This window comes from Halomonas colorata (assembly GCF_014897985.1).
GTDB classification, from domain to species: Bacteria; Pseudomonadota; Gammaproteobacteria; order Pseudomonadales; family Halomonadaceae; genus Vreelandella; species Vreelandella colorata.
On sequence record NZ_JABUZA010000050.1, the window covers coordinates 20,513 to 30,190 of the forward strand.

Consider the following 9,678-nt stretch of genomic DNA (forward strand, 5'->3'; position numbering starts at 1 on the left):
ATTGACGAGGACTTCAATGAAAGTTGCTAATATTCAAGGCAATGCCTGTCTTATTCTTGATCAACACTTAGCGTGTAATATCGCTGATGAAAGTAACGGCCAGTTTGGTCCCACTATGCCGGATCTGTTTACTCAGTGGGAGGCCTTCAGTCAGTGGGCTGCTTCGCATACCCCAAGCATTACGTTTGAGTGGAATGAATCCGAACTTGAGGCCGTCTCGCCCCGGCCTAGTCAGGTCTTTGCGATTGGCCTTAACTATGATGAGCACTCAAAAGAAACGGGCATTGGCATTAACCATGAGTTTCCGCCCGTTTTTCCCAAGTGGGCTAGCAGTATTGCTAACCCTAATGGCACAGTATCTGTACCGGAAGATAGCCATATAGATTGGGAAGTGGAGCTCGTGGCAATTATCGGCCAGCGAGCATCCAACGTGACTCGAGAGAACGCAATGGAGTATGTGGCTGGCTTTGCCGTAGGTCAGGACTTCTCAGACAGACAACTTCAATTTATCGGTGACGCTCCGCAGTTTGGTCTCGCCAAGTCGTGCGCTGGATTTGCCCCCGTGGGGCCATACATTGTAACGCCCAATGAGCTGGCCAATATGGGCGAGGCTGCCATTACCTGCGAGGTAGATGGCGTTGTGAAGCAAGCTGGCACACTCAATCAAATGATCTTTCCAGTGGCGGATATTCTCGCCATTTTAAGTAAGATCGTCACCCTTAACCCCGGCGACCTAGTGTTTACTGGAACGCCTTCCGGTGTGGGGTACGCACGCAAGCCGCAAGAATTTCTGCAACCGGGCAGCTGCATTGTTAGTACGATCGAAGGAATTGGTAGTATCCAGCAGCAAGTGGTGAGCCGTTAGACTCACTGTATTATCTAAATGATGGAACCATGAAGGACAATTCATTTCCAACAATGCAATAAAAAGACTTTAAGTCTGAATAACTAACGGTTACGGCCTATAAGCTAGATCAATAAACTTTATAGGCCGTTACGACTTGTCGAAGTAACGTCGTCCTATTCTCTTTAGCAACTGGGTTTAGAGTCAGATGCGACTTTCGCTTGTTTTATTCCCCAGTCGCTCCCCATAGGCTGAAGAAGCCAACCCACCACGACTCTGCCTCGGCTTTTTCATCATAACCCCCAACGCCACATTTTAATCACCACCTTGGCGTGATACAAACTGGTAAACAAGGTCCTGTTTACGTTATGACAGCATAGGGAAAGCTCGCAGAATAGAGGTCTCGACACCACTTAACTGCCAGCCTGGCATGGCTAATGCTCATGAATGACGAGCTACAACCTATCTTCCGTGCGCTTGTGTAGGACCCTGATGTTGAACGGCTATTCATTGATGGTTCCCACGTCAAGGTGCACTAAGACAGCACAGGGGCTGCTACAGAAAAGGCGGCAAGTCATTGCCAAGCCTCGCCAAAATTCACCTTGCCGTTGTCGCTTATACGCTCCCAACGCTTTCAGGATAACGGGGCGTGAAGTACATCACAGTGCGAAGGTCTCTGCGTTGATAAACGACTCCATCTCCGAGAACGGCCTCTCCCAAACCATCGCATTCAAATGTTCTTCTGACAATCCGAGGGCATACCAAGCTGCTGCCAGATGAGCCGATTACCGAACCTATTCGAATCAATTTATGAGCCGATTACGGGTTATATTCGGCTCATAGGCTAACAGCCGCTAAAATCAGACCACAAAGGGAATTGCACTATAGCGCTAAGCGCTGGAATTAAAGCTCTTTTCGAACGATCTCCGTCCCGGCACTCAAGGCACTGAGCTTGCCTCTGGCCACCGAGCGAGACAGCGGCGCCATGCCACAGTTGGTGCACGGGTAAAGCTTATCGGCATCAACGAATTGAAGTGCCTTTCTAAGTGTTGCGGCGACCTCTTCCGGCGTCTCGATGGTGTTGGTGGCGACGTCGATGGCACCCAGCATCACCTTCTTGCCGCGCAGAAGTTCGACCAGCTCGATGGGCACGTGGGAGTTCTGGCACTCCAACGAAACAATATCGATGTTGGATTTTTGCAGCCGGGGGAAGACTTCTTCATATTGCCTCCACTCCGATCCCAGCGTTTTTTTCCAATCCGTATTGGCTTTAATGCCGTAGCCATAACAGATATGGACAGCCGTTTCGCATTTGAGCCCTTCAATGGCTCTTTCCAAGGCGGCGATTCCCCAATCATTCACCTCGTCGAAGAATACGTTGAACGCAGGTTCGTCGAACTGAATGATATCGACTCCCGCCGCCTCTAGCTCCTTGGCTTCCTGATTGAGCGCTTTAGCGAATTCCCACGCCAGCTTCTCACGACTTTTATAGTGATCGTCATACAGCGTGTCGATCATGGTCATCGGACCCGGTAGCGCCCACTTGATGGGCTTGTCGGTCTGGCGGCGCAGGAACTTGGCGTCCTCGACGAAGACCGGCTTATGGCGGTTGACCGCATCCACGACCGTCGGCACGCTCGCATCGTAGCGGTTACGAATTCTCACGGTTTTGCGCTTTTCAAAATCGACGCCGCTAAGATGCTCGATAAAGGTTGTCACGAAATGTTGACGCGTTTGCTCGCCGTCGCTGACGATATCGATACCGGCCTGCTGCTGTTCCTGCAGCGACACGCGCAGCGCATCTTGTTTACCTTCAATCAACGCCTCGTCTTCAAGTTTCCAGGGCGACCAAAGGGTTTCGGGCTCGGCAAGCCAGGAAGGTTTGGGCAGGCTGCCCGCCGTCGAGGTGGGTAAGCGTTTACTCATGAGTCATCATCCCGTGCATTTGATTAGTTAAAGCGAGCCGTTGGAAGACCACTGCTCAAGCATCGCCTGATAGGGTTTGATGAAATGCTCTTCAGCAAATTTCCCCTGCTCGGCGGCCAACTGGCTACGTTCTTCTCGGTCGTAGACGATTTGGGTCAGCGAATGATCCGGGTTCTTCAGATCGGGCTGATAGACATTGCCCGCTGCCGCATTGGCGTTGTAGATCTCGGGCCGGTAAATCTTCTGAAAAGACTCCATGGTGCTGATGGTGCCGGCAAGCTCAAGATTGGTGTAATCGTTGAGCAGATCCCCGGAAAAATAAAACGCCAGCGGGGCAGCACTGTTGGCAGGCATAAAGTAGCGAACCTCAAGCCCCATCTTCTTGAAGTACTGCTCGGTCAGCGACGACTCGTTCGGCTGATACTCAACGCCCAATACGGGATGCCGATTATCGGTGCGGTGATAAACCTTGTTATCGGAAACGCTCAAGCAGATGACCGGGGGCTTGTCAAAATGCTCTTGGTAAACCGAGGAGTTCACGAAGCTCTTGAACAGGTTGCCGTGCAGCACGCCAAAATCGTCCGGGATGCTGAAGCTCGACTGGTGCTTATTGTGCTCGGTTAGCCGCACGCTGAAATCGTAATCGCGCACGTAGGAGGAAAAGTTGTTACCCACGATGCCTTCAATACGCCGACCCGTTTGCGTATCCACAAAGCGGGGTTTGAGTATCTCGATGATTTGAAACGGCTGGCCCTGGCCGTCAGCACCCACCGCCATATTCACGGAGACGATATCGAGCTCGACGCTGTAACGACGCCCTTCCGGGTTGTCCCAATGCACCAGCGCATTGAAGCGGTTATTGATCATGTCCAGCGTATTACGCAGGTTTTCTCGCCGCCTCTCGCCCCGGGCTAGATTGGCGAAGTTGGTGGTAATACGCGTATTGTCCGACGGACGATAATTCTCATCGAAGCCGATACGCTGGATAGTAAATGCGACGTCGTTATTCATCATCTCGCCTCCAATAGTAAAAATCGAACCGGTTCTTCGCTTCTGCGGAACGGCCCAATATTTAAAAACCGGGCGGCTTTACAGCTTTTAAGCCTGACAGCCTTATTCATGAGAAGCTGGCAGGCTCTATAACGAAGAGTACTGGGGATTTTATACAGGAGCACAAAGATGAATAAAAATGGTCTTATTTCATGGGAAGTTTAGAAAAATTCATAATAGGATGGAAACATAGCTTATTAGTCACTTAAGGCGAATACACAGACTGCCGCCGTGCTAGAGGCAACTGGCGCCAGCCAGTTTTCTGCTAAGGATGAGCCTTTGTTTGCATAAGCGTTACAGTCCAGCGCAGAATCAAGAAATCCGAATAAACGCGAGCCCTGCCAGGAAAAAACACCCTATGTCTCTGCACGTTTGGCTGACGTTTTTCATTGCCTACCTTTTGATTACCCTCTCACCGGGCCCTAATGTGCTCCTGGTCATTCGTAATACGCTTCGGTATGGCGCAACCGGTACGGTAATCGCGCTAAGTGGCAACCTTCTAGCTCAATTGATCACTATCCTGCTGGTGGCCTTGGGGGTGGGTACGTTATTGAGCACGCTACCGGTGGCGTTCACGGTATTGAAAATCGTCGGAGCGGCCTATCTTATCTATCTTGGTGTGGCCCAATGGATGGCTTCTTTCAAGAACAACCCGGCGGCCAGCCCGGTGGTCAGCGATGTGACATCAAGGCGCCCCTCTCTATGGCTGGAAGCGTTTCTAGTCTCTATCAGTAATCCCAAGACCCTACTGTTTCTATCCGCCTTTCTGCCGCAGTTCCTTGATCACACGACAGGCTTGACCCGCCAATTCGCCCTCATGTACCTCACCATCGCGCTGATCGTGATCGGCGTACACTCAAGCTACGCGCTAGCGTTGCGGCGGCTAGGACATCACTTCCAAAGCCAGCGATGGAAAGTGGCGTTCAGTCGTGTCAGTGGCACGCTGTTTATCGGCATGGGTATTCGGCTGGTCGGTAGCCGCGCGTAAGGTATAAGGTCCACGTATCAAGAGTGTTGATTAGCCACTGCACAATAGACAAGGGAGGCCTTTCACCCAAACAGCACCGCATAACGCGTGCTGCGCCCGCCACCACCCAGCTTATATAGGCAACATTTTGCTACCAGCTCGGCCATGTCCCGTGTGGCGGTGGCCTTACTCACCTGTTTTGTCACTTTAACCCGATCCGCTACTCTAGCAGCGCTTCAAGTCTGTCTCGCTGCTCAGCATGCTTGTCCGCATTCTCGTATTTTAGCTTTTCCAGATTGATTAGTTTCCAGCGCACGGCAGGTAAATCAGCCGCCTGAAGGCGGTCAATGGCAGCGAAGTCGGGAGTGCCATCGTGCAGACTCAACAAGAATCTTCTGGTGCTTTCATCAAAGCGGGACTGAATATCCGCAATCAGTCGTTTGCGAGTACCTACAAGCTTTTCAAGACTGAATGAAGTCTTGGTCATGCCCTCGAATTCTCGAGCATAAGGCTGGTCTAGATCGATCAGATTCGGGTTCAGAAGCTCATGTGCGGGGCGCGATGAACTCGCGATATAGATAAGAAAAGTGCGAAATAGGTCGTCTGTCAGGCCTTCATTATCATAGAGCAGCTCCACATCAAAAAGATCGCGCGGATGCTGGCGATCTACGGCTGCATGCAACTTGCCGCCAAACAAGTCTTCAAACGAGACTATCTGCATTTCCGCGTAGCCAAATTCATCCTCAACGGTTTCGGAGACGTAGCGCATTTCAGGGTCGTGAACAACGCCGCGTGTGACAGGTGACGTCTCAAGCTTTACCTCCACACCATCTAAGCGGACAAGAAGCCGGGTAGCACCGCCGCCGCCGCCTTGTATGCGTTGTGTTTTTGCGCCTGCAATACCACGTTCGATGGAAGCCGCAATGCGGCCCATCGCATCATTGATCTCAAGAAGGCTTTCACTTCGGTCTTTAATCGGCAAGTAGGTCAGGTCAATATCGACTGACAGGCGAGGCAAGTCACGATAGAACAGATTAATCGCCGTACCGCCCTTTAGTGCAAACACCTCTTCCTTGGCGACATGGGGAAGAATACGCACAAGCAGCCTGACTTGGGCTTCATAGGTTTCACGGGCCATCGTGGCTCTCCCTTCTTATAAATTCTTCGGGCACCACGATGCGGTACCGGGGGTGTATTTTTCCACCCTTGACCAACGCGCGATCGCCGCTGCCGAGGTTGAACTCTGCTGGGTCGAGGCGCTTGCGCCAAGGGTGGCCGTGGCGATCCGCAAAGACAAAGAACAGGCGCTTAACTTTGATCTTCTTGCAGCTATGCAGCAGTGCCGATATCGTCCTCGGGCGCAGGGTCGTCAGGCTCTCGAACACCATATCGAGATTGTGAAAGCTTTCATGGTCAGGCAATTCATTCATGGCCTCCATAATCGCCCTTTCGGGCGCTGACATCTTCAGTTCCCATTCCCAAGGCAACGTGTCGGTTACGTCCGTATTGATCTTTTTCAGGCCGAGCGCCGGGTCGGAAAATAGCGATGTGCTGCGGGCTTCTATGGGTACATTCAATGACAGTTGGGTCAACCAGTTCGGTATGCTTTCACCGTAAACCCAGACAGGGGCGTTACTACCGAGCCGCAGATAGTGGTCATAGCCCTGTTGGCTTAAGGCGGTGATGCCACCCACATGAACCTCGTAGCCCATCAGGTACTGAAGCGAGAGAAGGCAGTTCTTCCAGTCAAGCGTGTCTGGCACACTCGAACTTGATACTGGGCGGCGAAAGACGCCGCGATGGACACGTTCCAACCAGCCGCCGTTGACATACTTACGGGCAAGAAAACGGCTGACACCGTGGCGTTCGAGCCAAGCAGAGTCGACCATGAACCCTTTAGCCGTAGCCCCAAGAACGCTCTTTAATTTTTCTTCTTTATGTGTACTCATAGTTCACAAAGTAGCATTTAACTAAAGAAGCCGCCACATTCTCTTCGAGATAATTAGATTTTGTGTACTCACAGTACACAAATTATCAATTTTATGAAGAAAAAGTGACGAGACGAGTCACGAGTTTGAAAGAGAGTCTGACACCTTCGCAACGCCTCTCTCGTCGTCGACCGGCAGCCTGGGACATGACACAGGGGCAACTCTGAATAGTGATCTATGTGTCAATCAAGCACTCGTCAATCAATGAAATTGGACGCGCAAAAAGTTATTATCCCGCTACATAGTTTTCTGCTGAAATCATACGCTTCTACATTCTCTCATTGGACACGCTATGCATAACCTTTGGATTCCCGTCGTCGCCATTTTCGTCGTTGCGGGCCTGATATTCGGTGGCCAGGCCTATTCCGAGGCCCAGCGTGATGCCCACATCGCCGAGATGATTTCGGAGCGTCTTGAGAGCCAAGCACCGGCCAAAATCTCCAATCTGGCGACTGTCAACAAGGGCTATGGGGTGTGCGGCGACTATGCGCTTGCAGGCGCCGAATCCGATCGTTTCTACTACAACAGCAACACCAAGCGACTGGCGCTCGGCACCGATGCCCCGCTGTATCAAGACAACTGCAAGCGCGTCGCTTATTGATCCATTGGAACCTGTTCACGACCTGTTAAGCAGTCATGTGATTGCGCCCGGCGCTGCGCGGATTGTCGAGCAAATGAAGTCGCGGCCGCACCTATGCCGAATGTGCCTTCTTGATAGGGATGAAGTGCAGTACACCCACCACCACCGAGCCCACCAAAAAGCCTATCACCGCTGAGCACAACGTATTGAAACTCCAGCCCAGCAAGCCGCCCAAGGCACCGGTGGCCTCGCTAATCCTATGCTCAATATGATGTACCCATTCATAGGGGGCGTTGAACCAACCCGTGCCATCCGCCCCCAGGTTGGCCATCAGGATATGTCCTCCCACCCAGAGCATGGCGATGGTACCCACCACTGCGATGGTCGCTAGCACCTTGGGCATGGCCGTGACCAGACCACGGCCCAGTTTCTGCATGCCCGAACTGTCCCGCTGGGCGAGCTTCAGCCCGAAATCATCCATCCTGACCAACATCGCCACCACGCCATACACCAGAACAGTGATGACAAACGCAACCACCACCAGGCTCACCATCTGCGACCAGAATCCCTGATGGGAAACAGTAGAAAGCGCGATCACCATGATTTCGGCGGACAGAATCAGGTCGGTGCGAACGGCACCACTCACGATCTTTTTCTCGGCTTCAGGCCCCTTCTCTACCGCAGGCTTGTCGTCGTCATGCTTGCCAGAAAGCTTGTGCCAGACCTTCTCAGCGCCCTCAAAGGCTAGGTAGCTGCCGCCCACCATCAGGATGATCGGCAATAGCGCGGGCAAAAAGTGGTTCAACAGCAGCGCTGCCGGTAGGATAAAAATCAGCTTGTTGCGGATCGAACCCAGCGCGATTTTCTTCACAATCGCCAGTTCACGCTCCGCTGCCACACCCTGCAAATATTGCGGTGTTACCGCCGTATCATCCACCACCACCCCGGCCGCCTTCGCCGTCGCACGCCCAGCGGCGGCACTCACATCGTCCAATGATGCGGCGGATAACTTCGCCAATGCGGCAATGTCATCCAATAATCCTATCAAGCCGCCTATGGCCATGGATGTTTACTCCGTGAATAACAGTTGCTGATAGTAAAGCACATAGCGGGTTGGCGAATGGCCTCATTTGCCTCATAGGGCAGCGCAAACAATGCCTCGCCAGTGTTTTTTATCGCCAAAGCATGGGAGTCATTGCGCTAGCCAGTATCAGCAGAAGGTTTAATTTACTCTCACTTTGATCACTCATAGTGACTAAAATACACTTCTTATAAACCTCCACCGCCCACTAATGCATCCGAATGGCCTTATGCTCCTTCTGTCTGATACGCTAATAGGGCCAAAGGCACATTCCGAAGAGCAAACGTATGGGTTTGAAAAAGTCAGACTATTAAGCCGCAACAACTTTCCTTTCTTGTTGTTGCGTCTGCCTGCCTAAACCACTTCCTTAAATGTAGGCCGCCGCCAAATAATCTTATTTTCGCTGAGACTTTATTGTGCTTAATAAGAATCCTCGACTGTGGAATTACAACCTGCCGATAGCACACATGATTGGAAGGACTCGAGCTGCCACCTCAGTTCTAACAAATCTTATTGGGATGATAATACATCTCATACCAACTATATTCGCTACTAATTCTGCTTCTATCCTCTACTCGACCTGGGGAACTTGCATAGTATACGGAGGGTTAATAACATGGATTTTAAACTGACATAACAAAAAAACTATTTGTGAACAAAAAAAGGAAGGAGACATGATCTACGAGCAGCTTATTCCTTAAACCTTATACTCTCATCCACTATATTTAGAGACTGAAAATAGTGTAAGCTACGTATTTAGCCAAGTACCACCTCATCGCAACCACTGTGGCCTAAAACAGACAAGTTTTACCCTAACATTTAAATAACGTGGAATCCGGGCATGTGTAAAGAAGTCCAGCTGAGAAGAATCAAAATAGACTTGAGCGGAATAGTGCAATTCTCAGCTCTTCTAGGTGTGGTTTTACATCTTATCTTTATATATTTTTATTTTCACTTAATTGGGCGTACCGATCTTTTTATTGCCTCCCTGACGGAAAACAATTCTTTTGTATATCTTATAGCGTTCGGGACAATATTTGGCATGGTAGCGTTTGTACTTTTCTCCATCCCATCATTTATATTAATACTCTCTAACCACATGTTTAGAGCCTACATTCCATCTGGAAAAGAAAAAAAGTACAAAAATTTCCTTTTAGTTTCTTCTGGAGGCTCTGAAAAAGTCTCTGCCTTCAGCGATAATACGAACATCGTCAACTGCATAGGGTTCAGTGCTGCCATGGA

9 protein-coding genes are annotated in these 9,678 nt (G+C 50.8%); 4 read left to right on the forward strand and 5 right to left on the reverse strand.

The window, feature by feature from the left end; translation table 11 throughout:
* The first annotated feature begins 16 nt into the window (after nt 1-16).
* Complete coding sequence (locus tag INT33_RS18320; RefSeq protein ID WP_192537600.1) at nt 17-865, forward strand: fumarylacetoacetate hydrolase family protein; 849 nt, start codon at nt 17-19, stop codon at nt 863-865.
* 882 nt (nt 866-1,747) lie between these two features.
* Here INT33_RS18320 and INT33_RS18325 read toward each other — a convergent pair.
* Nucleotides 1,748-2,770, reverse strand: coding sequence for a methionine synthase (locus tag INT33_RS18325; protein WP_192537601.1), 1,023 nt, complete (start codon nt 2,768-2,770; stop codon nt 1,748-1,750).
* A gap of 27 nt (nt 2,771-2,797) precedes the next feature.
* On the reverse strand, nt 2,798-3,781 hold the full coding sequence (locus tag INT33_RS18330; RefSeq protein WP_192537615.1) for a DUF1852 domain-containing protein: 984 nt from the start codon (nt 3,779-3,781) through the stop codon (nt 2,798-2,800).
* A gap of 397 nt (nt 3,782-4,178) precedes the next feature.
* On the opposite strand from INT33_RS18330, the gene INT33_RS18335 reads away from it, so the two are divergent.
* Nucleotides 4,179-4,808, forward strand: coding sequence for a LysE family translocator (locus INT33_RS18335; RefSeq protein WP_192537602.1), 630 nt, complete (start codon nt 4,179-4,181; stop codon nt 4,806-4,808).
* Nucleotides 4,809-5,007: 199 nt separating this feature from the next.
* Here INT33_RS18335 and INT33_RS18340 read toward each other — a convergent pair whose 3' ends face one another.
* Nucleotides 5,008-5,925 carry a nucleotidyl transferase AbiEii/AbiGii toxin family protein gene (locus INT33_RS18340; RefSeq protein WP_192537603.1) on the reverse strand — a complete coding sequence of 306 codons (918 nt, stop codon included), beginning with the start codon at nt 5,923-5,925 and terminating at the stop codon, nt 5,008-5,010.
* Nucleotides 5,915-6,736, reverse strand: a complete 822-nt coding sequence (locus INT33_RS18345) for a type IV toxin-antitoxin system AbiEi family antitoxin (RefSeq protein WP_192537604.1) — start codon at nt 6,734-6,736, stop codon at nt 5,915-5,917. The genes INT33_RS18340 and INT33_RS18345 overlap by 11 nt, the downstream gene beginning before the upstream one ends.
* 331 nt (nt 6,737-7,067) lie before the next feature.
* On the opposite strand from INT33_RS18345, the gene INT33_RS18350 reads away from it, so the two are divergent.
* The gene (locus INT33_RS18350; RefSeq protein WP_018917985.1) at nt 7,068-7,376 is read left to right on the forward strand and encodes a hypothetical protein; all 309 of its coding nucleotides are present in this window, start codon (nt 7,068-7,070) and stop codon (nt 7,374-7,376) included.
* 91 nt (nt 7,377-7,467) lie between these two features.
* Here the strand turns inward: INT33_RS18350 and INT33_RS18355 are convergent, their stop codons facing one another.
* Nucleotides 7,468-8,418: a DUF808 domain-containing protein gene (locus tag INT33_RS18355; protein ID WP_192537605.1), complete on the reverse strand. Its 951-nt coding sequence runs from the start codon at nt 8,416-8,418 to the stop codon at nt 7,468-7,470.
* 859 nt (nt 8,419-9,277) lie between these two features.
* Here INT33_RS18355 and INT33_RS21245 point away from each other — a divergent pair.
* Nucleotides 9,278-9,678: hypothetical protein (locus INT33_RS21245; protein WP_226940266.1), on the forward strand; the 401-nt coding region annotated here is incomplete at its 3' end.